This is a genomic window from Pedobacter sp. AW31-3R, assembly GCF_052180285.1.
Taxonomy (GTDB): Bacteria; Bacteroidota; Bacteroidia; order Sphingobacteriales; family Sphingobacteriaceae; genus Pedobacter.
Map to the genome: position 1 here is coordinate 4103465 of NZ_CP197475.1, position 24254 is coordinate 4127718.

General features: G+C 44.2%; 18 protein-coding genes. 10 read left to right on the plus strand and 8 right to left on the minus strand.

The features are described from left to right. Window positions 1-2: 2 nt before the first annotated feature. Together ACSBL2_RS16805 and ACSBL2_RS16810 are read right to left on the minus strand one after the other, a co-directional pair. Window positions 3-488: a MarR family winged helix-turn-helix transcriptional regulator gene (locus ACSBL2_RS16805; RefSeq protein WP_442587705.1), complete on the minus strand. Its 486-nt coding sequence runs from the start codon at window positions 486-488 to the stop codon at window positions 3-5. Further along, the gene (locus ACSBL2_RS16810) at window positions 485-982 is read right to left on the minus strand and encodes a GNAT family N-acetyltransferase (RefSeq protein WP_442587706.1); all 498 of its coding nucleotides are present in this window, start codon (window positions 980-982) and stop codon (window positions 485-487) included. The genes ACSBL2_RS16805 and ACSBL2_RS16810 overlap by 4 nt, the downstream gene beginning before the upstream one ends. Window positions 983-1323: 341 nt before the next feature. Here ACSBL2_RS16810 and ACSBL2_RS16815 point away from each other — a divergent pair, with 341 nt between their 5' ends. Continuing rightward, the gene (locus ACSBL2_RS16815; protein WP_442587707.1) at window positions 1324-1824 is read left to right on the plus strand and encodes a PRC-barrel domain-containing protein; all 501 of its coding nucleotides are present in this window, start codon (window positions 1324-1326) and stop codon (window positions 1822-1824) included. A 72-nt stretch (window positions 1825-1896) separates the two neighbouring features. Here ACSBL2_RS16815 and ACSBL2_RS16820 read toward each other — a convergent pair whose 3' ends face one another. The 3 genes from ACSBL2_RS16820 to ACSBL2_RS16830 all read right to left on the minus strand — a co-directional run bounded on the left by ACSBL2_RS16820 (window position 1897) and on the right by ACSBL2_RS16830 (window position 4502). Next, window positions 1897-2361: a ferritin-like domain-containing protein gene (locus tag ACSBL2_RS16820; RefSeq protein WP_442587708.1), complete on the minus strand. Its 465-nt coding sequence runs from the start codon at window positions 2359-2361 to the stop codon at window positions 1897-1899. Window positions 2362-2463: 102 nt separating this feature from the next. Beyond that, the gene (locus tag ACSBL2_RS16825) at window positions 2464-3435 is read right to left on the minus strand and encodes an SDR family oxidoreductase (RefSeq protein WP_442587709.1); all 972 of its coding nucleotides are present in this window, start codon (window positions 3433-3435) and stop codon (window positions 2464-2466) included. 365 nt (window positions 3436-3800) lie between these two features. Then, entirely contained in the window at window positions 3801-4502 is a 702-nt protein-coding gene (locus ACSBL2_RS16830) for an AIM24 family protein (protein WP_442587710.1), read from the minus strand. Between the two features lie 449 nt (window positions 4503-4951). On the opposite strand from ACSBL2_RS16830, the gene ACSBL2_RS16835 reads away from it, so the two are divergent. From ACSBL2_RS16835 to ACSBL2_RS16860, 6 genes are all read left to right on the plus strand, one after another. Then, complete coding sequence (locus ACSBL2_RS16835; protein WP_442587711.1) at window positions 4952-5212, plus strand: hypothetical protein; 261 nt, start codon at window positions 4952-4954, stop codon at window positions 5210-5212. A gap of 377 nt (window positions 5213-5589) precedes the next feature. Continuing rightward, window positions 5590-6705, plus strand: coding sequence for a sensor histidine kinase (locus ACSBL2_RS16840; RefSeq protein WP_442587712.1), 1116 nt, complete (start codon window positions 5590-5592; stop codon window positions 6703-6705). Continuing rightward, on the plus strand, window positions 6695-7450 hold the full coding sequence (locus ACSBL2_RS16845; protein ID WP_442587713.1) for a LytR/AlgR family response regulator transcription factor: 756 nt from the start codon (window positions 6695-6697) through the stop codon (window positions 7448-7450). Before ACSBL2_RS16840 ends, ACSBL2_RS16845 begins: the two co-directional genes overlap by 11 nt. Before the next feature lie 144 nt (window positions 7451-7594). Then, the gene (locus tag ACSBL2_RS16850; RefSeq protein WP_442587714.1) at window positions 7595-8746 is read left to right on the plus strand and encodes an efflux RND transporter periplasmic adaptor subunit; all 1152 of its coding nucleotides are present in this window, start codon (window positions 7595-7597) and stop codon (window positions 8744-8746) included. A gap of 28 nt (window positions 8747-8774) precedes the next feature. Further along, window positions 8775-11906, plus strand: a complete 3132-nt coding sequence (locus tag ACSBL2_RS16855; RefSeq protein ID WP_442587715.1) for an efflux RND transporter permease subunit — start codon at window positions 8775-8777, stop codon at window positions 11904-11906. 31 nt (window positions 11907-11937) lie between these two features. Then, entirely contained in the window at window positions 11938-13341 is a 1404-nt protein-coding gene (locus ACSBL2_RS16860) for an efflux transporter outer membrane subunit (RefSeq protein ID WP_442587716.1), read from the plus strand. 85 nt (window positions 13342-13426) lie between these two features. Here the strand turns inward: ACSBL2_RS16860 and ACSBL2_RS16865 are convergent, their stop codons facing one another. Continuing rightward, complete coding sequence (locus tag ACSBL2_RS16865; protein ID WP_442587717.1) at window positions 13427-14908, minus strand: aminotransferase-like domain-containing protein; 1482 nt, start codon at window positions 14906-14908, stop codon at window positions 13427-13429. Window positions 14909-14983: 75 nt separating this feature from the next. Between ACSBL2_RS16865 and ACSBL2_RS16870 the strand changes: the two genes are divergently transcribed. Together ACSBL2_RS16870 and ACSBL2_RS16875 are read left to right on the plus strand one after the other, a co-directional pair. Next, a complete protein-coding gene (locus tag ACSBL2_RS16870; RefSeq protein ID WP_442587718.1) occupies window positions 14984-15628 on the plus strand; it encodes an FMN-binding negative transcriptional regulator in 645 nt (214 codons plus the stop codon). An 80-nt stretch (window positions 15629-15708) separates the two neighbouring features. Further along, window positions 15709-16308: a GNAT family N-acetyltransferase gene (locus ACSBL2_RS16875; protein ID WP_442587719.1), complete on the plus strand. Its 600-nt coding sequence runs from the start codon at window positions 15709-15711 to the stop codon at window positions 16306-16308. A gap of 39 nt (window positions 16309-16347) precedes the next feature. Here the strand turns inward: ACSBL2_RS16875 and ACSBL2_RS16880 are convergent, their stop codons facing one another. Further along, window positions 16348-17301, minus strand: coding sequence for a hypothetical protein (locus ACSBL2_RS16880; RefSeq protein WP_442587720.1), 954 nt, complete (start codon window positions 17299-17301; stop codon window positions 16348-16350). Between the two features lie 255 nt (window positions 17302-17556). After that, on the minus strand, window positions 17557-19698 hold the full coding sequence (locus ACSBL2_RS16885; RefSeq protein WP_442587721.1) for a glycoside hydrolase family 97 protein: 2142 nt from the start codon (window positions 19696-19698) through the stop codon (window positions 17557-17559). A 237-nt stretch (window positions 19699-19935) separates the two neighbouring features. On the opposite strand from ACSBL2_RS16885, the gene ACSBL2_RS16890 reads away from it, so the two are divergent. Beyond that, on the plus strand, window positions 19936-24012 hold the full coding sequence (locus ACSBL2_RS16890) for a two-component regulator propeller domain-containing protein (RefSeq protein WP_442587722.1): 4077 nt from the start codon (window positions 19936-19938) through the stop codon (window positions 24010-24012). Window positions 24013-24254: the final 242 nt, after the last annotated feature.

The window sequence follows — 24254 nt, forward strand, 5'->3', positions numbered from 1 at the left end:
TGTTATTGTTCAAGTTTAGCCTTTAATTGTAATGCCCTTTGCAGAAAACTCTGGCTGGCAATTTTTTCTTCAGCTTCCTTTATTGCCTTCAGCATGTTGTTCTGGTTGTTGGTCACTTCGGTAAGTACAGCAATCATGATCTCCCATACCGGTTTCATTTTCAGGATCAGTTCCTTACCTTTTGCCGTGAGCTGGATCAATCGCTTACGTTCATCGACCTTATCTTTTTTCGAGCGGATAAGTTTTTGCTTTTCCAGTTCCTTCAATAAACTGATCGTAGAAGGATGGGTATAGCCAATTTCAGCGGCAATTTCTACCACGCTTAAAATCTCCTTGTGATGTAAAGTATAAATTACAGGAAACCATTTCGGCTCAAAATCTATATCAAATGCTTTATATACCAGGGCACCATCTTTCCGCAACTGCTCACTCAGGCGTTGCAGCCGTGTCGACAATGCCAGAATTCCCGATTCATCTATAATATTCATAAGGATGAATTCAAGTGTAAATGACAAAACACGTTATCCGCACGCATCAAAGGGAAGGCTTCAGGAAGATCTGTTTTTTCCAGACGGATAAAGTGATTCCTTTCATAAAAGCGCAATGCAGCTTCCAGGATAGTTACTGTTCCCAAATATAAATCCTGCAGTCCATTGTCTTTAGCATAAGCGATCAATGTATCCAGCAGCTGCTGGGCGATGTTCAGTTCCTTGCCCCGGTATTCTTTTTTAACAAACATTTTTCTGATTGCCCCCGCCTGGTCATCAAATTTGATCAGCGCGATGGTACCAACCAGCTGTCCATCTATAAATGCTGCCCAGAAACATCCTCCTCCCTGGTAATAGAAATCTGCTATGGTTAAAAGATCAGGCTGATCTTCCAGTGTAATCGGCACATTAAATTCATTTTGCTGTATGTTTAAAATCAATTCAATTACCGGAGTGGCATATTGGTCCTGAATAGGGATAATGTTTACTTTCATGTTCGTTATAAGTGTAAATAAAACTACGTAGTTGAATACATAATATACACAAACATATAAATAAATCTGTCATTTTTAAGGTTTAAATATAGATTCAGGGTTGTTTTTGTGTCATTTTTGATTGTCACTGCAGACCACTTCCAGCCTGATTTATTCCTGCTGAAGATTGACGGTTAATTTCTTAACTACATAAATACAAGAGGCATCCAATTTATTTAAACCCGTACTGGTCGCGGTCAGAAACATGCAAGCACAAAACATTTTCACCTGTCCGGAGGTTTAATATAGCATGTTATAACCTAGCATACAGCACTATAAGTATTAACAAGTCAATTGATATCATGGAAGTAAACGAAAACAACAGAACAACCTATCTGGAAGAACTTGGTGGGAGCGATTTTAAAATTGCCGATCATCAGCCGAACATCATTGGCTGGGAAATAGTGGATAACCATGGGAATGACTTAGGTGATGTAGAAGACCTGATTTTCGATAGCAACGCCAGAAAAGTACGTTACATCGTGGCCAGTATCGGTACAGGTGAATTTGAGGATATAGAGGCCGAAGAAGAATCCAAACTGGTACTGATCCCTATCGGGATTGCTGAACTGAGTGAAGCGGATGACGAGGTTATTCTCCCTGATACTTCCCCTGAGTTTTTAGTTACCTTACCCGAGTTTGAACCCGGAAAGATCATTTCTCCGGCAGAAGAACTTGCAGTGCGTTATGCATTCCTGGGTCAGGATTCCCTGCCGAATGCAGATTCAGTAGCTTATGAAAGCCACCCTGAAGATTTCTACGATCATGGTCATTTCGACGAGCGTCGTTTTATCAAAAGATAGTAAACAAAGGGCAGCACTGAAATCAGTTGCTGCCTTTTGTTTACTATCGATTCCCCAATTGGGGTTCAGATTTTATTGTGCGGCACTTACAGCACGGTGGTAAAATGATTCAATTTCACTAAGGGCCTGTTGAATTGCCGTCCTGTGGCGTTGTAAGAGCTCAAGGTGATCTGTATGTATTTCAGGATGTTCTATAGCTTTATCAAATTTCTCTATGGCAGCTACCTCCCCTGTAACAATCGCTCCCAATATTGCGGCATCTTCTTTACTGCTCAATGCCTGCTTGATATCAATCCAGGTACGGTGCAGTGCACCAAGTACACCACCGCTTTCATTTTCGGAATCCCCTCCATGTTCATTCAGGTGCGTTTTCAACTCTTCGGCAAATGCTTCGCGTTGGGAAGAATAAGTGGCAAAGATACCTTTCAGTTCCGGGTTTTCCGTAGTTTCACTCGCAGAAGCATATCCCTCTTTTCCATCATTCAAAATGTTGACAAGACCTTTCAGGTCGCTGATAATTTCATTGTTTTTTTCCATAACCGGGTAGATTTTAAACTTACAACGCCCAGGAATACATTAAGTTTTCATTTTTTTGAATCTCATCATTCCACAAACATAGCCAAACCCAGCGCTATCGGGTTATCCTTCCGCGATGGTATCTACACTGGCCAGAATAGCGTTTTCCATTGTTATCGGTGTCCAGTCTAGCCTACTTTTCGCTTTTTCATTGGAAATAACCATATGTCTGGCCGCTGCATTAGGCTTCAAACCTGCCACTTTTCCCGCCAGCCCAGGTCTTTCCTTTTTGATCAGCGCTGCTATTTCATAAAAAGTGACTGTACCATCTGCCGTTACAATAAAACGTTCTCCTGCAGCTTCCGGTTTATTCATGGCCAGCAGGTGTAATCTGGCCACATCACGCACATCCACCACACCGAAAGATAATGGAGGGGTTGTGGTCACCTCACCTTCAAGTACACTTTTCACCATGCCTATTGAGCTGGAATAATCTTTGCCCACCGCCGGGCCAAAAATCCCTACCGGATTCATGACAGTCAGCTCAAGTCCTCCACCCTCTCTGGCCATAAAGTCCCATGCCGCTTTTTCTGCTATCGTTTTTGATTTGATATAGGGATGGTCAACAGCCCGCTCATCTGTCCAGTCCTCTTCAGTAAATGTATGTCCATCGGGATCAATGCTATACCCTACTGCAGCGAAAGAGGAAGTCAGCACTACCCTTTTTACGCCAGCATTCCTGGCTGCCCGAAGGACTCTCAATGCTCCATCCCTCGCCGGAACAATCAGCTCATTTTCGTCTTTTGGCTGTTCGGCAGGAAAAGGGGAAGCGACATGAAGCACAAAAGTGCATCCGGCTACGGCCAGATCCCAATTATCGTCTGAAGTTAAATCGGCCTCCACAAAAGTCAGCTTTCCTGAATTGGCTATCTTACATTGTTCCAAAAGCGCTAAGACCTCCTGCTGCCGACCCAGGGAGCGAACTGTAGTTCTTACCGTATAACCATCATTCAATAATGCAATGATGGTATGGATACCTACGAAACCTGTACCTCCCGTAACCAGCACCAGTTCTTTTTTTTCTGTATCGTTCATCTTTTTAATTTTTACCGAATGTAGCCATTACCCTTCCTGCCTGGTTTTGTTCTAAAGTTCTATTTTTATTTGTTCAGGAGTCCGGGAACAGGGTTAATGAGATCAGAGGATCAGTATTTTATCTGAATAAATTTGAATCTCCTGATGTCAGCTGAATAAAAATATCAGTTTAAAATTGAACGGTGGGGTTTCCCTGTAGGTTAAGTGCCTGTGAAAGGAATGTTATGATTATTTTAACCACGAAACAAATGCTACATTTAATATAATTATTTACCTATTTTATACAGAAAAAAGAATGTATTAAGCACAATATTGCCTCAGGTAGCCATCTGAAGCAATTTTGTGCTTAATATCACCTGTAGGCATTAAGATTTTTGTGCGTATTTCACTTCTTCATAAGGCTGTACCAATACCCAACCCTCGCCAGCAAATTCAAGCTGGAAAGATTCACCACTTCCCCTGCCAATGAAAGAACCGAAGGTCAAATTCGTTTTAATTTTCGGGGACAGGTTTTCAGACCATGCCACAGTCGCATTGGGATCCGTAAATACGGGCTGTCCCGGAGTTACCCGAAGAAGAATAGGCTCCCCGTGGGTGGTAATGGCAATATATCCGGAACCAGCAAGTCTGACCTGGAATAAACCACCAGACATCATGCCGGCCACACTTTTAAGCATTTTAATTTCATTGCTGATGCTTTCTTCCAGTGCCAGCACATCATTGCCATTCACAAAAATAGCTTCGTTCTGCAACTTTATAATTTTCACTTTCTTTCCTTCATCTGCCAGGTAAAGTTTTCCACTCCCCCTAGCAAACATTAAGGAAGTACCTTCTCCGGAAATTGCTTTCTTTAATAATCCACCCAGTCCTTTACTTAACATCCCTTCCCTTTTGAAATCAATATTGCCGATATAGGCAACCATAGATCCTGCTTTCGCCATAATGGTCTGGTTGTTCATGTTGATTTCCAACATGGCAGGTTTCTCCAATTCAAAGAAATCATTCTCATTTGGATCTTCTGCAGCCTCCTGTATAAACTCTTTTAAGGTGTACTCTCTTTTTTCCATTGTAAATTTTATTGATTTATCCTCATAATTTATGCCAATCATTTAAACACAAAACAGATATTATAAATATTCCTTAACATCCTCTCCAATGAAATCCGGAAAACAATCCCAGGAACTGTACTGGAAAGGTCTTTTAAAATTGCTTCCAATCGGGAGAATGTGCTCATACAGATGCATCAGGCTTTCCGGAAGCCCCACCAGGTATACCCTTGAAAATCAACAATTGTGAAACAAAGATCAACTCTTTTAAAAGAGAAAAAAAGAAATGGAAAACAGGAATAATCCTGCGCGATTTCAATTGGCTAAACGTACGGTTCGGGAGCGATTTTGGTTGTTTCGGTGAAGTTTCCGGCACATTTTCAGGAGAGCTTCTTATACTTGTATACACACATGATCACCTGTAAGTTTTATTTCCGTATCACCCCTAAGTTTTATTAAAATATCCAAATATGCCACAATTTGTCATCATCCTTTCAACGGTAATCAATAATTCAGCTGAGCTGGAAAGTATCAACCATGCCATCGCATCTACAGCAAACATCATAGAATGGAACCATGACCTTGATGACGATGACAAAGTACTGCGCATCGTTTCCAAAAACAATATCAGTCAACACTTGCTTTTAGCCCTGCAGAATGCTGGAGTAAGTTCGGCATTACTGGGCGTATTCAAGAGGACTAAAACCAGGATAGTAAGTTATTTACAGTAAAACCTTTACCTCCAGACTTCACAATTTCAGTTCTTCCCAATCTTGTATCGGGTACAATTTAAATATCAGCTCGAATACTGGTTCAATTCCTTTATGTGTAAAGGAAGCACTGTACCCTATGACATAAATCCTCCATGGAATAAGCGCATACAAAAATGGGATATGTGCATGAAAAAGGATAAAATCCAAATCCTTTTCTCTTTCTATTGACATTCCCGCGTCATATTCAATCCCATTTCATACCTGCTATATGTATATTCAGTATTCATTTTCTACGCTTAAGTGAAAGAAACGCCACCGCTCAGGAAAAATTGACCAATTTTGTAAATCCATATTATACATGAATTATAAACCAGGTAAAGGAGAAAACAATTAAGATGTCACCATTAGAAAGAAAAATATTAAGCAGGAAGAGTAAGCGGATCGTCTTTGTGATGTGTGCGCTCGTACTCTTATACCTGGTTTCCTTCCTCATGGATCCATATTCAGAGAACTGGACAAACTATTTCGACAGAAGTTACCTGAATATTCTGGCAGAATGGACTGTATCTTTCCTTTTCTGTTTTCTGGTTGCAGAATCGTCTTTAATCATACACCGGAAACTCAATAAAAGATTTCCATGGACCAGGAATCCGGTCAGGAGATTACTGATTGAATCGGCCATCAATTGCTGTGTTGTACTGATCTTAATCTTCCTTGATGGCGTGTGCATGCACCTGATCTTCAAAGAGTCTTTTGCTTCACAGGACCAGTGCTCTATCGAAAACATACGGGAAATGATCAGGTGGACCCTGGTAAGTTTTGCCATTTCCTTTTTTATTATGGCCGTAAATACAGGGAATTACCTGATCAACAACTGGAAAAATACCGAGCTACAGGTCACCGAACATAAACTGCGTGTATCAGAATTACGGCAAGCTTCCGTCGAAGCAGAGCTCAATGCCTTCAAACTGCAGATCGACCCCCATTTTATTTTCAACAACCTCAGTGTACTGTCGGAACTCATCCTTGAAAATCAGGACCTGGGTTATCAGTTTTCAGAGAATTTCTCCAAGGTATACCGTTTCCTGCTGGTCAACTCCAAGAAGAATTTTATTTCTCTGGAAGAGGAAATGAAATTTGTAAAGGCTTATATCTTCCTGATTCAGCACCGCATAGGTTCAGGGGTACATTTTGAAATCACCGTCGAAAAGGAATCCAACGGCTTCTTCCTGCCGCCACTGACCTTACAGCTCCTGGTAGAAAATGCACTCAAACACAACAAAACCCACAAGAACGATCCACTCCAGATTAAAATATACAGTGATGGTCCTGAAAAGATCATCGTAGAGAATACCCTCGCTCCTCTTGAAAATAAAACAGACTATTCCACAGGCATTGGACTTTCAAATATTTTAAACCGCTTCAACCTTTTATCGAGACAAGCTCCAGATATTATCAACCGGGATGGGTATTTTAGGGTAATTATTCATTTGATGAAATATGATAAGTAAAATTCTAATTATTGAAGATGAGAAATTAAATGCCGACAGACTTACAAGGCTGCTCAGGACAATCATCCCTCAGGTTACGATCATCGCAGTCCTGGAAAGTGTGTCGGAGAGTATAGCCTGGTTTGAACAAAACAACACACCCGACCTCGTCATGATGGATGTCCGCTTATCCGACGGCCTGAGTTTTGACCTGCTTAAAAAGGTCGACATGGATTGTCCGATTATCTTCACCACAGCATATGATGAATACGCTGTCCAGGCCTTCAAATACAATGGGATCGATTATCTCCTCAAACCTATTGAACCTGAAGAGCTGGAACATGCCCTCCGTAAAGTAGAAAAATCCAGCCACAAACCATTCGACACACAGTCCATCGAAAACCTGGTCGGTTTACTGCGGCCTAAAGCATACCGAAACAGGTTCTTATTACCCTTTAAAGATGGTTATAAAGCCGTACTGGTACAGGAAATCATTTATATTTATGTGGAGCAAAGGGTAACTATTGCCCACCTGACCGACGGATCAGAGGTAGTCCTTCAGCAAAGCATGGAAGAATTGGACCAGCAGCTTGACCCGAAGATATTTTTCAGGGCAAACCGGCAGTTCATTATCAACATTGATTTTGTGGTGCAGGTACTCAACTATTTTAATGGAAAACTAAAGGTAATATTAAAAGATAGCAACACCGAAATCATTGTCAGCAGGGATAAAGCCAGTGCCTTAAAAGCCTGGATGGATTTTTAAATTCAGGCCATTAACCCCGCACAATTTCAGGAAGCCATTTTTGCAATTCAGGTTGGAATAAATACGTTTCAGCCAATTTCAAACGCTCCGAATCCACATATTTTGTTTCTTTGTCTTTGATATTAAAACAACTCAAAGAATAAAATGAAAGCGGATTTAACAACGAGAACCAGAATAAGCTATGTGATCGTAGCCATAGCAACTGCTGCCCTGTTCGCCTCCTGTGGAGCTGGGGCTAACGACCAGTATGGCCAGCAGGGACCGCCGCCGGAAACTGATTTTGCTCAGTTGAACAATGGCAGTTCAGCAGTGAAAACTACTTATCCGGGAACCATAGAAGGATCCGACAATGTCGACATCAAAGCACAGGTCACCGGTTACCTGGAAACCATTTACGTGAAAGAAGGCGATTATGTACAAAAGGGACAGTCGCTCTTCAAAATCAAAAGTGAAGTCTTCAATGAACAGGTGAGTGGAAGCAATGCCGCCCTGAAAGCAGCGATAGCCGCTCAGACGACGGCAAAACTGGAAGTAGAGAAAATCAAGCCCCTGGTAGAAGGCAAAGTCGTTTCCGAAATACAGCTGCAAACTGCCCAGGCGAACTATGAATCTGCCAAGGCACAGGTAGCCCAGGCAAAAGCCAACCTGGGTTCTTCACAGATCAATGCGGGTTTCGCCCTGATCAAAGCCCCGGTAAGCGGTTATATTGGCCGTATCCCCAAACGTGTGGGCAACCTTGTGACTCCGGGCGACGAGACTCCCCTCACCTCTTTATCGGAAATCAGTCAGGTGAACGTGTATTTCTCTATGAGCGAAGCCGAATTTATTACCTATAAGAAACGCAGTCAGGCTGCAAAAGAAGGTGCTGAAACGGCAGAACTGATTATGGCCGACGGAAGTGTATACGAACATAAAGGCAAGCTGGAAACGGCCAGTGGAAATATCGACCGTACCACCGGAAGTATGACCATGAAAGTAGTCTTCCCGAATCCCGACAAACTTCTACGTGCAGGTGGTGCGGGACGCATTGTTCTCCTGCAAAAAATAGATGATGTACTCACCTTACCGATGAGCAGCGTGAAAGATATACAGGATAAATTCTTCGTGTTCAAACTCGGCGACAGCAATAAAGTGAGCATGACCCCAATTGAATTAGCAGGCAGCACCGGCAACCTTTACCTCGTGAAAAAAGGATTGAAATCGGGCGATAAAGTTGCACTCAACCGTATCGATGTCCTGAATGAAGGCATGGTAGTTCAACCAAAAATGGTAGCCATCGATTCACTCTCTAACTAATTTTACAGCAATACAAGCAGACATTATTATGTTGAAAAAAATAATAGACAGACCTGTCATGGCAACGGTGATTTCCATCATCATCGTTATCCTGGGTATTATAGGTCTCACACGGCTTTCCGTAACCCGGTTTCCCGATATCTCTCCCCCAACCGTTACCGTTTCCGGTAGTTATCCAGGCGGTAACAGCCAGACTGTGATCCGCTCCGTGGTTACCCCACTGGAAGAACAGATCAACGGTGTGGAGGACATGCAATACATTAAGTCCAATGCCAGTAATGATGGTGCTTTTTCCATTTCCATCATTTTCAAGCAGGGTGTAAATGCTGATCAGGCCGCAGTAAACGTACAGAACCGTGTGCAGCAAGCTACGCCGATCCTTCCACAGGAAGTGATCAGGATGGGTCTGACCACTTCGAAGCAGCAGAACAGTATGATCCTGATCTTTAACCTGTTCACGGATGACAATGAAAAATACGACGAGAAATTCCTGCAGAATTATGCCAATATCAACCTGATCCCACAGATCAAAAGGGTTCCCGGTGTAGGTCAGGCCCAGGTATTCGGATCAAAAGATTACTCCATGCGGATCTGGTTAAACCCACGCAAGATGGCGAACTATGGCCTTGTTCCGGCCGATATTACCGCAGCTGTGGCCGACCAGAGTCTGGAGGCCGCCCCAGGTAAATTAGGGGAAGAATCCAACGCCGCACTGGAATATGTGATCCGTTACAAGGGAAAGAAAAACCTGCCGGAAAACTATGAAGAGATTGTGGTTAAAAATAACGGGACTAACCTGGTACGCCTGAAAGATGTGGCAAGGGTAGAATTCGGATCTATATCCTATAGTGGTGACAATAAAACCAATAACAGGAACGCGGTGACGATGGCCATCCTGCAGACTACCGGATCGAATGCGAACGAGATCGAAATTGGAATCAATAAAGAAATTGAACGGCTTTCAGCCTCTTTCCCTCCGGGAATCAAGTACTCTAAGATCATGAGTACCAAAGAAAAACTGGATGAAGCTACAGGTCAGGTGAAATCTACGCTGTTTGAAGCCTTTATCCTGGTATTTATTGTTGTATTCCTGTTCCTTCAGGACTTCCGTTCTACCATTATCCCTGCCATTGCTGTTCCGGTAGCTATTGTAGGAACCTTCTTCTTCCTCTTTGTGCTTGGTTTTACCATCAATGTCCTCACCCTGTTCGCCCTGGTACTGGCTATCGGTATTGTGGTGGATGATGCCATTGTGGTGGTCGAGGCCGTACACAGTAAGATGGAAGACAGCCACATGAGTGGAAAAGAGGCCACCCACAGTGCCATGGGGGAGATTACAGGTGCAGTGATTTCTATTACCCTGGTGATGTCGGCCGTATTTATCCCAATTGGTTTCATGAATGGTTCGGCCGGTATTTTCTATAAGCAATTTGCCTATACCCTGGCTATCGCCATTATTATTTCGGCGGTGAATGCCTTAACGCTTACCCCTGCCCTGTGTGCCTTGTTATTAAAAAATACACACAATGATAAAACACCTGACAAGGCTAAAAAAACCGGTTTTGGCGATCGTTTCTTTGTGGCCTTCAATGCGGGATTCAATAACCTTACCCACAGGTATGTAAAAGGAATCCGCTTCCTGGCGGGACGTAAACTGATTGCTACCGGTTTCGTGACGGCTGTGATTGCCATTGCCATCTGGGCGATGATGAGTACCCCAAAAAGTTTTGTGCCAATGGAAGATGACGGGATGTTCATTTATGCCCTGACCATGCCACCGGGAACAGGATTGAACAGGACTACCGAAGTTGCCAAAAAGATTGACAAGATTCTGGGCGGTATGGAAGCTATTGATGAAAATACGGCGATTACAGGTTTCAATATGTTAAGTAACAGTACAGGACCAGCCTATGCCGTAGGTTTTGTAAAATTCAAAGAGAAAAAGAAACGTGGTGAAGTGAAGGACATTGATGAACTGATGGGCATCATTAACGGGAAGCTTGCGGCAGTAAAAGAAGGTCAGATCATGGCTTTCCGGATGCCTCCGGTGGAAGGATATGGAGTAACCAGTGGTTCCGAAATCGTGTTGCAGGACCGTAAAGGTGGTACTCCGGAAGCCTTGATGGCCAAAGCTAATGAACTGATCGGTCAGCTGATGCAGGTACCGGGCGTACAATTTGCCTATACCACATTCCGTACCGATTATCCACAGATGGAACTGGAAGTGGATGAGGATAAAGCCAAGCAGATCGGTGTAAGTGTAAGCGGAATGTTAGGTGCGATCCAGACTTATTTTTCTGGCGACCAGTCGCTGAACTTCTCCAGGTTTGGTAAGTTCTACCGTGTGAATATCAAAGCGGATGGGATTTATCGTATGGATGAATCAGCTTTCAATGAGATCTTTGTAAAGAATGACAAAGGAGAAATGGTTCCGGTAAAATCTCTGGTGACCTTGCGTAAAGTATACGGACCGGAAGCCGTAAGCCGTTACAACCTGTACAATGCCCTGACCATTAACGTATCTCCCTTACCGGGCGTGAGTAATGGAGAGCTGATGGAAAGGCTGGAAGTGGTCCTGAACAAACTTCCGTCAGATTACAGTTATGAATGGACAGGATTGAGTCTGGAAGAGAAATCAGCAGGAAATCAGACCGTAGCTATTCTGGCTTTATGTCTGTTGTTTGTGTACTTCCTTCTTGCCGCACAATATGAGAGTTACCTCCTTCCACTGGCTGTATTGCTGTCTATCCCAACCGGGGTATTGGGAGCCTACCTCGGGATAAAGGCCGTAGGTCTGGATAACAACATTTATGTACAGATCGGACTCATCATGCTGATTGGATTGCTGGCAAAAAATGCGATCCTGATTGTAGAATTTGCCGTACAGCGAAGGAAAATGGGCATGTCTATTTCCGAATCAGCCTTTGACGCAGCAAAATCAAGGCTTCGCCCGATTATCATGACTTCCCTTGCCTTTATCGTGGGGATGATTCCGCTGATGATTGCTACAGGGGGTACGGCAACGGGTAACCGCTCCATCAGTACCAGTGCAGCCATGGGGATGTTAAGTGGTGTGGTATTGGGGGTATTTGTAATCCCATTGCTGTATATCCTTTTCCAGACTTTACAGGAAAAAGTATCTGTCAACAAACAAGATTAATTCAACCCGTAAATGAACACTAATGAAATCAATGAATAAACATATAGCAGTAGGACTTGTGGTCAGCCTGAGTTTGTCATCCTGTGTGCTGAGCAAGAAATATGCACGTGAGGATATGGGCGCACCGGAAAAATACCGGACAGCCCTCGCCTTGACAGCGGATACCGTACAGCTGCCCTGGAAAACCTTTTTCAAGGATCCCCAGCTGACTGCACTTATCGAAAAGGCACTGGAAAAGAACAATGAAGTGGCTATCGCCTTAAAAAATATGGAACAGCTGGACCTTGCCGTTAAACAGGCAAAACTAGGTTTGCTGCCTACGCTGAACCTTGCTGCCGGGGCGAGCCGCTCATGGCAATCGAAAAACAGTTTAAATGGTACGCTGAGCGAACAATTTATCGGGACGGCTTATATGGACGACTACAACGCCGCATTTCAGCTAAGCTGGGAAGCTGATATCTGGGGGAAAGCAAAAATGCAGAAAAATGTTGCGCGGGCAGATTATTTCGCCCAGCAGGAGAACCTGACGGCCTTAAAGACCCGGATCATTTCGCAGGTAGCCCAGGCCTATTATAACCTGATCAGTCTGGATGAACAGCTGAAAATTGCAGAAAAGAATACCGCATTGAGCGATAGCACCCTGCGTATGATCCAGCTGCAATACCATGCGGGACAGATCAATTCACTGGCGGTGAGTCAGGCAGAAGCACAGAAAAAGACCGCCCAATTGCTGGTTCCCCTGGCACAGCAGAACATTGCTGTACAAGAGAATGCATTGAGTATTTTGTGTGGCAGCTTCCCGGACCATGTAGCCAGGACTGGTAGTTTAGCCAGCGTAAAACCCGAAGAGATTCTTGCTTCAGGTGTTCCCGCACAGCTGCTGAGTCGCCGGCCGGATTTAAAAGCTGCGGAATACGCAGTGATCTCGGCAAATGCAAAAACAGGGCTGGCAAAAGCGGCCATGTACCCTAGTTTTACCTTGAGTCCGCAGATTGGGGCAAACTCTTTTCAATTCGATAAGTGGTTTGATCTTCCGGGATCCATCACCAAGACAATAGCAGTTAACCTGGCACAGCCACTGTTTCAAAAGCGCTCCTTGAGAACTGCCTATGAAACTGCCGCTATTGAACAGGAAAAGGCAGTACTTCAGTTCAGACAGTCGATGATGACCGCTGTTGCCGAGGTTTCCGACGCCATGGCGAAATATAAAGGTACGGCTGACAGGATGGTGCTGGTTCAGGAAAAGACAGCTTCACTGGAAAAAGCCAGCAGCGATGCTTTGAAGTTATACAGAAGTGGTATGGCCACCTACCTGGAAGTCATTACTGCGCAGAATAACAGGCTGCAGAATGACCTGGAGGCGATCAGCATTAAACTGGAAAGCCTGAATGCGACAACAGATCTCTACAGGGCACTGGGCGGTGGTGTAAACTAAGAAAATCCGATCGAATAACGTACGCCGCAAGACCCCGGCTTTGAAATAGTAATATTTCAAAGCCGGGGTCTTTACTTATAATATATTACCTCAGCAATCCTTTTAAAATCTCTACACTCTTCAGCAGTTCTTCTTTTGAAGAAGAAGCAAATCCGAGCCTGGTGCCATTGCTGTTATACCCAGGATACTGACCACTGATCCCACTGGAAATATATAAACTTTTGCGCTGTGCTTTTCCTGCCAGCAATCCCAGATTGATGGAGGGATCAAATTCCGTCCATACCGTCATGCCTCCCTCCGGAATAGTAAAACTCAGCACATCCTTCAATTCATGACTGAGCAAATCGCAAAAAAGATCACGTCTTTCTTCATATACAGCCAATGCTTTCCTGAGATAACGCTGTACAGTACCATCATTTAACAATTCAGCCATCGCATTGTCTAAAATATGATCTCCCTGTCTGTCCAGCAGCATACGTACATTGGCAAGATGCTCAACCACATTTTCCGCAGCCACCAGATATCCCATACGGAAAGCAGGCGAAAAACTTTTACTGAATGAACCGCAGTAAATCACCATTCCGTTTTCATCAGCACTGGCCAAGGGTAACAATGGACGGTGTTTATAATGAAAGTCAAAATCATAGTCATCCTCAAAAATGATAAAACCATACGTTTTTGCCAGACTTAACAGTTCTAACCTCCGGTCCAGTCGCAGGGATACCGTAGTTGGATAATGGTGATGCGGAGTGACATACACCATCCTGACCTTTACTTTCCTGCAGAGCTGTCTCAATTCTTCCACCACCAAACCATATTCATCTACAGGTATGGTCATATGCCTGGCTTTTGCATGGATAAAATTCAATTCCGCCTTATTCCATCCCGGAGCACCGGAAACAATCACGTCACCTTCACTGATCAGCCCATTGCAAACCAGGTTAATCCCCATTACCGTGCCTCTCACTGAGATTATATTTGCAGCTGTAGTTTTCAATCCCCTGGTTTCATTCAGGTAGCGGGACAAGGCTTCCCTGTAAAACTCCGGCCCATAAGGATCACCATACCGACCGAATTTATGGTAAAGACCACTTCTGGTCAGCTGATTACGATAAGCTCTGTACAACTCCTTGATAGGCGCCAGTTTTGGATCAGGAAAACCGTCATCCAGATGCAGATCGGCCGTCACCAGAGAAAGCGGTACAGCCAAGCGGGGATCAGACTTGACACTGAAACCCGCCATCTTCCCTGCTGCTGGGGTATTTTCCTTTTTCCATGCTTGTGGCTCATACTCGGGCAGGTGTGGCGACACAAAAGTTCCGCGTCCGACAAAACTCTCTAACCATCCCTGCGCCTGCAATTCCTCATATGCCTTGGAAACCGTAATTCTATTGATGCGCAACAGGGCAGCCACTTCCCTTGATCCCGGTAATTTTTGTCCCGGACCTAAATGACCATTTTTGATCAGGCCCAAAACCGCATCTGCAAATTGTAGATAAACAGCCCTGCCCGAAGTGTGATCAAGATGAAGCTGATCGAAAAGCTGTGTTAAGATTGGACTATCCATTTTCTTAAAATTGGACTACAAATATAATCCAATTTAAGGGTAGTTTTGGATTCATACAAGAAAAAAGACCCCATTATGTATACACCAAATCTTTTTCAGTTTACGAATGATGCGGAGAAAATTGCGTTTATGAAGCGATACAGCTTCGCAACAATGGTTACCCTCAAAGGAGATATTCCCATTGCTACACAGCTGCCATTTTATATAGACCACAGTTCGGATAAATTAGTGTTAAGCGCTCATTTTGCAGTGGCAAACGAGCAGGCCGGATACTTGGAAGCCAGCCAGTCACTGGTGATCTTTTCTGAACCTCATGCCTATATTTCTCCTAAACACTACGATAAACGGGAAAGTGTACCCACCTGGAATTACATGGCTGTCCATGCCTACGGAAAAGCTAAAGTGATCCAGGACGAAAACGCCAAAATCAAAGTACTGGAACAACTGATTACCTTTCACGATGAGGCTTACCTGGAACAATGGAATAGCCTTTCCGACAAATATAAACAAGGTATGCTGAAAGGTATCGTCGCCTTTGAAATGGAAGTCACCGACCTGCAGGGGCAAAAGAAAATAAGCCAGAATAAGTCGGAAAGCGAGAAACAGCGCATCATAAAGCACCTGAATGAAACTGAGCATACCGTAGAAAAGGACATCGCGGCATATATGGGGAAAATATCTTCAAACCATCATAAGCCTACCACTTACAAACAGCAATGAATAAGCTTATGATCGCTTCATCACCTTTAAAAAAGAAAATATTCACTGATGAAAAAATTTGATAAATTAACAGCAAAGTCATGAATTTACAACCTGTACTAGAAAATGAAAAAGTAATCCTGTATCCTTTGCAGGATACGGATTTTGAAGCCTTATATGCTGTGGCAGCAGACCCGGAAATCTGGAAACAGCATCCCAATAAAGACCGCTGGAAAAAAGAGGTCTTTCAGACCTTTTTTGAGGGAGCAATGCTGAGCAAGGGGGCATTTAAAATTATAGACAAGACCAGCGGAGAGGTGATCGGCAGTACGCGTTTTTATGATTACAACGAGAAAGAAAACCGCATATTCATAGGGTATACTTTTTATGCCACTTCCATTTGGGGCAAGGGAATCAATCCCTCGGTCAAACACCTGATGCTGAATTATCTTTTCGACTACATTTCCACCGTCAATTTCCATGTTGGCGCCCATAATGTGCGTTCGCAAATTGCGGTTGGCCGTATCGGGGCAGAGAAAATTGCCGATCAGGAAGTCAGTTATTTTGGGGAAACACAACAGTTGAATTTTGTGTATGAGATCAGTAAAGAAAAATGGAAAATGAAATGTTTGCCTGGTATCCCATCACCTACCACCAAAATTTTGTACCCGGAAATAGCCAGGGAGAAATTAAATCGGTAGACATGCCTGAATAAAGTTAGCCCAGCACCTGAGCTAACCTTATTCTTTTTCCAGCTGATCACAAGTCGCAACAAACAAGGGCTTATTGTCAATTGCAAAAGGCTGTATCACTTTTGTGCTTAAGGGCACTGCCTCAAACTGATATAAAATATTCATTCTATTATAGGCTTCCTGTTCATCAGGCCTGTACTCCTCCCCTTCAACATAATTGAGGAAATTGATATAGGCATTCTTTTTCTCATCAAATTTCCAGTTGTACGTATCATTTACATCTGCATTGCTCCTGTTATAAAAAGGATTATAAAGTACTTTATCAGTAGACTGCGGAGCATGTGCCACCTGGTCAATAAATTCCTTGTCCTCTCCCTCAGCAGGCAAAGGTTGTTTTTCCGCAATATCATCGTTTCCAAACACCAAGGTCTCCCCCTTCAGCACGGCATAAAAAGGATTCTTCTCCGCATCATCCTTGAAATAATAAGCGATGAAATCATTGTATTTTCTGGTATTCCCAAAAGTATAGATGTTTCGCTGTGCTTTTGGCTCACTTGGGTCGTCTTCAAAATGATAAGGCTGATCCGAAAGCAGAACCTGAGGCAATACACCTTTGAACCTGGCTACCGATGGATAAGGAACACAATTTGGGGAAGGATTGAATACTCTTTTTAACACCACCTTTCCACCTTCCTGTTGTCCGAACCCTATAAAGGTTTCCTCTTCACTAAAATCCTGAAAATAGACCCTGCTGCTGTCTTTTAAATCTTTATTGTACCTGCCATAGACCATAAAATGTTGCTCCCTGACAAAAGGTTTGAACTCGACCTGGTTGTGATCTATAGTCCAGGAACCAACCACCACACCCCCAACATAAGTCACCACAAATTTATGGTCTTCCAGGACAAAGAGATAACTCGCGCCATGCGGATCATTACTGCTACGGTTATAAACCCCTGCAATATTTTGTTGAGATTGACTCAGGCTGATATTTGTGATCATCAGTAATAGGGTTAACATGTACACTCGGCATTTTCTCATGGAATCTTTTTTGGAGCAACTGTTTGCTGAACATACCATACCTTAATTTACATGCCAAAACTTCTGCAAATGGAAAATCATCCTGATGAATAGTTGCAGAAATACGTAAAAAGCCGTTCCCTCATCAAAAAGGAACGGCTTTTTCTATCAACAGGTTTCAACTGCTATTTTACAGGACTCTCCTTTTTAAAGGAGTAAGCTGTTTTTGCTGGTGTATTACAAACGTTTCAATGTTTTCATCTCTTCTTTACCGGCAACAGTAAAGCTGATGGCATAACCTCCGCCCGGAGCAGATAACTGCGCCAGTTTCGATTTGCTGTTTACCAATACTTTTCTGATGGTATACGCCTGTGGGTTAGTTTTGTAATGCGCATCTTTTGCATCTGCATAAATTGTTGCCACATAGGTCTTTCCTGCATCCAGGAAGGAGAAAGAAATTTTAGAAGTGCGTGCCGCATCACCGTTCACATTCCCTGCAAACCATTGTCCTGTACCTTTAGCCTTACGCGCTACAGTAATGTACTGTCCCGGTTCTGCTTCAAGGTATTTGCTGTCATCCCAGTCCACGGCCACATCTTTGATAAACTGGAAGGCATCAGGGAAACGGTCGTAGTTCTCTGGCAGGTCGGCCGCCATTTGCAAAGGACTGTACATGGTTAAATACAAGGCCAGCTGATTGGCAATGGTACTGTTCACATGTGAAGTATTGCTCGGGTTCAGTTTGCTCAGGTCCATTTCAAAAATTCCCGGTGTATAATCCATTGGTCCGCCAATTAAACGGGTGAATGGAAGTACAGTCACGTGGTTAGGTTTTGATCCGCCGAACGACTGGTATTCTGTTCCCCTTGCCGCTTCATTACCGATAAGGTTCGGGTAGGTACGCGCAATTCCTGTCGGACGAACCGCCTCATGTGCATTTACCATGATCTGGTATTCCGCAGCTTTCTCAATGGCATATTGGTAATGGTTCACAATCCACTGGCTGTAGTGGTTCTCGCCTCTTGGCAGAATATCACCTACATAGCCACTTTTCACGGCATCATAACCATTGTCTTTCATGAATTGATACGCCTTATCCATATGGCGCTCGTAGTTACGCACAGAAGCTGAAGTTTCGTGGTGCATAATCATCTTCACATTTTTAGACTTCGCATACGCATGGATTTCTTTCACGTTGAAATCCGGATAAGGCGTCACAAAGTCGAATACATAATCTTTGGAATGACCATACCAGTCTTCCCAGCCTTCATTCCAGCCTTCTACGAGTACCCCATCAAAGCCATTTTTGGCAGCAAAGTCAATATATTTTTTCACATTTGCAGTGTTGGCCCCATGGGTGCCGTTTGGTTTGGCTTTGCTGTAATCAGTTATGCCAAGCTCTACAGTCGGATAGTCATTTGTATAGGCCCATGAGCTTTTTCCAGTGATCATTTCCCACCATACCCCAACATATTTCACCGGTTTAATCCAGGAGGTATTCGCAATTTTACTTGGTTCATTCAGGTTGTAGTTCATTTTTGAAGCCAGGATATTACGTGCATCATCGCTGACCATGACGGTACGCCAGGGCGATTGCGCAGGTGCCTGCATATATCCTTTGTCACCCTTCATATCCGGGGTTAACCAGGACTCGAAAATCATGTTCTTGTCGTCCAGGTTCAGGTGCATACAGGCATAGTTGATCAATGCCGCCTCATGCAGGTTGATATAAATCCCGTCACTGGTCTTCATCATCAGCGAGGTCTGTACCCCTGTCGGAGAGAAAGAAGTCTGGGAAAGATTTTCTGTTCTTGCTTTTGTCGCCAGTTCCCTGATTTCAGAAAGTCTGGAAGTGGTGTAATCATATTCCTGGGTATCATAATCACCCGCAATCCAGAAGGCCGTATGGTCACCCGCCATTGCAAATTGTGTTTTTTCTTCCTTGATCGTGAAATAAGTCAGGTTTTTCTGTGAAGGGAATTCATACCTGAAGCCCAGTCCGTCATTGAACAAACGGAAACGGATGATGAGCTGACGTTCCGTTTCCTTCTGGTTCAGCGTAACCGCAAATTCATTGTACTGGTTGCGGATGGTTTTCACTTCACCCCATACCGGGTTCCAGGATTCATCAAAAGAGGATGTTTTTGAATCCACAATGGTAAAATCATTTAACAAGGATTTTTTGTCATTTTTTAACTCCAGTCCCAGTTTACTGGGCTTCACCACCACTTTATTTTTGTAGGTCAGGCTGTAACTCGGCGTGCCGTCACCCAGCACTGAAAAGGTCATGTTTAATTTCCCATCAGGGGATTTGAGCTGCTGTGCCTGCGCAATCATCAGACTGCCCAGGAAAAACGCGAGAAAAAATAGTTTCTTCATCTTGTGTGTTATTTATTTGATATACGGTTATTGATAGATGGATGATTTGATTGATTGATTGATGATTCGATAGACAGATGATTTGATAGAAGGATCAATCAAATTTAGCTCTGCTTTGGTTTCAAAAAGATGACCGGGATGACCATGGATAAGAATAGGGATCATCTATTGTGATGACGGGATCGTAAATCATTTGCAATAATATTTCATATAGAAGGTTATATTTGGTTAATAATTATGTGTACAAAAGAACGGACAGGTAGTTTACCTGATCAGATCAACAGTTACGAAAGTAAGGCATTGCTCAAGAGTAACAGCATCTGTGCTTATCATTTTAGAATCAAATTGTATCAATATACGTTCATACTGCTGTTTTATCTGTTTCCGGCCGTATGCTGTGCACAAACACCAGTACATTACTTTAAAAACTATCAGGTCAATCAGGGGCTCTTCAGCAATACGGTAACTTCAGTGACACAGGATAAAAAAGGCTTCATGTGGTTCGGTACCCGCAACGGATTGAACCGTTTTGACGGCTCCGTCTTTCGCAATTACAAACATCTTCCGGGCGACAGCCATAGCCTGGGCAGCAATTCCATCCTGAGCCTACACACCGGGAGTACCTGCCTATGGGTGGGTACCGCCAGGGGATTATACCTTTACCATCCGGAAGAAGATTCCTTTTCCCGGCTCAAGGGTATCCCGGCAGGAGAAGTGCGGTTCATCACGGAAGACCTCCAGCACAACCTCTGGATCATCTGTAATGAACAACTGTATCAATACAACCCACAGAAGAAAACAGCAAGCCACTTTGCTTTTAAAAATGATGCAGCTTTATCCCTTCACCTGTCAGATCAAGGCACCTTATGGGTGTCAACTACAGCAGGAAATCTGCAAAAACTGGAAGCAAAGGGCCAATCCTTCCAAACCTATACCCTTCCCAACCTGCCTGCAGCAGCAAAAATCAATGCCATCAATGGGCTGTATTCGCTCGGAGACACCACCCTCATCCTGGGTACAGTAAGACAAATCCTTGCCTACAACCTGAAGACCAACACCCTATCCGACATCGGCAAAAAAAATAACCTGGGCAGCATATTTGTCCATACCATTGCTGCACCATCCAAAACAGAACTCTGGCTGGGGACAGAAACGGGCTTATGCATCCTGAATACACAGCACTTTAAAACCCAGCTGATCACCAAGGCTTACAACAATCCTTACTCCATTACCGATAACATTGTCTCCGCGATCTATAAAGACCGGGAAGGCGGCACCTGGCTGGGCACTTATTTCGGTGGCATCAATTACACTTCCGGTTCTTTCAATTACTTCCATAAGTATGATCCCGCAGCAGGTAAGCACTCCATCGGCGGAAACCTGGTCCATGAAATATGCAGGGATAACCTGGGGAACCTATGGATCGGCACCGAAGATTCGGGCCTGAATAAAATGGAACTGTCTACCGGAAAAATCACCAATTACCTCCCTACAGGTGAAAAGGGCAGTATTTCTTACCACAATATCCACGGACTGGCCGTCGACGGGAATGAATTGTGGATCGGTACTTTCGACCACGGACTGGATGTCATGGATATCAGAACCGGAAAAGTGGTCCGGAATTACAGGGCTGGCAATGCCCCAAACCAGCTGAAAAGCGATTTCATTGTCACCCTGTACCGAACAGGATCGGGCGATATCCTTGCCGGTACCTGGAAAGGGCTTTTCCGCTATAACCGCAGGACGAACGATTTCTCCCCCTATAAAGGGATCAGCACCCATGTACAAAGTATCCTTGAAGATAAAAAAGGAAATTTATGGGTGGGCACCTACGGATCAGGGGTATATGAATTTGCGGCCGGCAGCAATGCCAAAAAACAACTGGCGCCAGGAATAATCAATGCCAATGTCAACAATGTTTATGAGGACAGTCACGAAAAACTATGGATTTGTACCGAAGGTGGATTGTACCGCTATGATCCGCTGAGCCGGAAGCTGAATACCTATACCACCCATAGCGGATTACCAAACCCACAGGTATTCAGGATCATGGAAGACCAGCAGGGTTTGTTCTGGATCTCCACCGGTAAAGGATTGTGCCGTTTTAATCCCGCCACGAAAGCATACAAAAACTTTTATGCCACCCATGGCCTGCCAACGGAACAATTCAATTACAACTCTTCCTTTAAGGATAAATCCGGCACACTTTATTTCGGTACCTTAAAAGGAATGATCAGCTTCCAGCCGGCCGATTTTAAGGATTCCCCATTGATCGCCCCTATATATATTACCAATATCCAGGTCAACAATAGCGACATCTCCAAAAGTCCGTATGCGGATGCCCTGGAAAAGGATATCCTGTATACAGCTCAACTCAGCTTACCCTATACCGCGTCGAACATCAATTTTGATGTCGCCACCCTCAGTTACCTGAACCCGGAAACGAACCGTTACCAGTATAAACTGGAAGGATTCGACCAGCAATGGACCACTGCAGATCAGCAGAAAAGGATATTTTATAGCAAGCTGCCTCCAGGAAAGTATACATTTATGCTGAGGGGGCAGGACAGGGAAGGTTCCTGGAACGGCAACAGCAGCTCCCTCCAACTTCACATTAGTCCACCCTGGTGGCAGACAAAGCTGGCATATTCCCTATATTTGCTGCTGTCGGCCGCCATGGTCTTTACCATGGCCAGCATTTACAGGAAGGCAGCAAGAGAGAAAAGGAAACGTGTCGCTGATGCCCTGGAACGTGCGAAAGAACAGGAAATCTATTCCGCAAAGATCGATTTCTTCACCAATGTGGCGCATGAAATCCGTACCCCACTGACACTGATCAAAATGCCGCTCGACAAACTATTAAAAGAGGATATAAAAGATCCGGAAATGAAGGAGAACCTGATGATGATGAAGAAAAATACAAACCGGCTTATTGACCTCAGCAATGAACTGCTCGACTTCAGAAAGGCAGAAGCGAATAAATTCAGCCTTACTTTCAGCAGGGTTGATATCAATGCGGCACTGGCAGAATTATACACCACCTTCAGGCCCATTGCAGAAGAAAAATCCCTGCAGTACCAGATTGAACTTCCACGCATGCCATTACAAGCTTCCGTGGATGCTGAAGCTTTCCGGAAAATCATCAGCAACCTGATCAGTAATGCCATCAAGTATGGGAGTACCAGCGTAATTGTCCGTCTTGTTCCCTTCAGCAGTGAGGACGATTTTTTCCATGTCGAATTCCGCAACGACGGAAATGTCATTGCAGCCGAAATGGGCGAAAAGATATTTGAACCTTTTTACAGGATCAATGGCGACCATACCGCACAGGGAACCGGAATCGGACTTCCTCTGGCAAGGTCACTCGCGGAATTGCACCAGGGAAAACTGGAACTGAAAAAAGGCAGCGACCAGGATGAAAATGTGTTTCTACTTTCCCTGCCCATCCACCAGGATCAGGAAAGCAGCACAAAAAATCCGGATACAGAAAATGAAGTAAAAGAAGACCTTCCGGAAAAAGCCGTCCCCACCGACACCTCCAAGCCGGGGATCCTCCTAGTGGAAGACCATAAAGACATCCTGGACTACCTGACGCGGGAACTCAGTGAAGATTACCAGATCCTGAAGGCCACCAATGGCATCGAAGCCCTGGAACTGCTGCAACAGGAACACATTCAACTGGTGATCAGCGATATCATGATGCCCATCATGGATGGAGTGGAATTGTGCAGGAAAATAAAAAACGACTTCCAGTACAGCCATATCCCGATCATCCTGCTGACTGCGCGGACTTCGATCAACGCCAAGATTGAAGGACTGGAAGCGGGTGCCGATGCCTATATCGAGAAACCATTTTCTTTGGAACACCTGCATGCACAGGTCAACAGCCTGCTGATGAACAGAAAGTCCATCAGGGACTATTTCGCCAGTTCGCCACTGACCCATATGAAGGGAATGGGTTATGCCAGGGCGGATAAGGAGTTCCTGGAAAAACTGAATGATACGATCTACCACCACATCACCGACCCGAATCTCGATGTGGAACACCTTTCCAACAGGATGAATGTCAGCAAAGCCACCTTGTACAGAAAGATCAAAGGCTTGTCCAACCTTACACCAAATGAGCTGATTAACCTGACAAGGTTGAAAAAAGCAGCAGAGCTGCTCGCCAGCGGAGACTATAAAATCAATGAGGTCGCCAATCTTATCGGATACAGCCTGCCCTCCAATTTTTCAAGGGATTTCCAGAAACAGTTTGGCATGAGTCCGAGTATTTACCTGCAGAAAATCAAATCAGGAGATCAATCGCTGTAATGCAGAATACAGTATTTTAGTCGTTGATGTGCAGCACAATAGATGATGACAGCCTTATGCCTGCAACTTCTGAACAGCATCAGCAGTAGCAGCAATCTATGAACGCCTCATGCCTGCAACTCCTGAACAGCATCAGCATTAGCAGCAATCTATGAACGCCTCATGCCCGCAACTTCTGAACAGCATTAGCAGCAATCTATGATAACCTCATGCCTGCAACTTCTGAACAATGCCAGCATTAA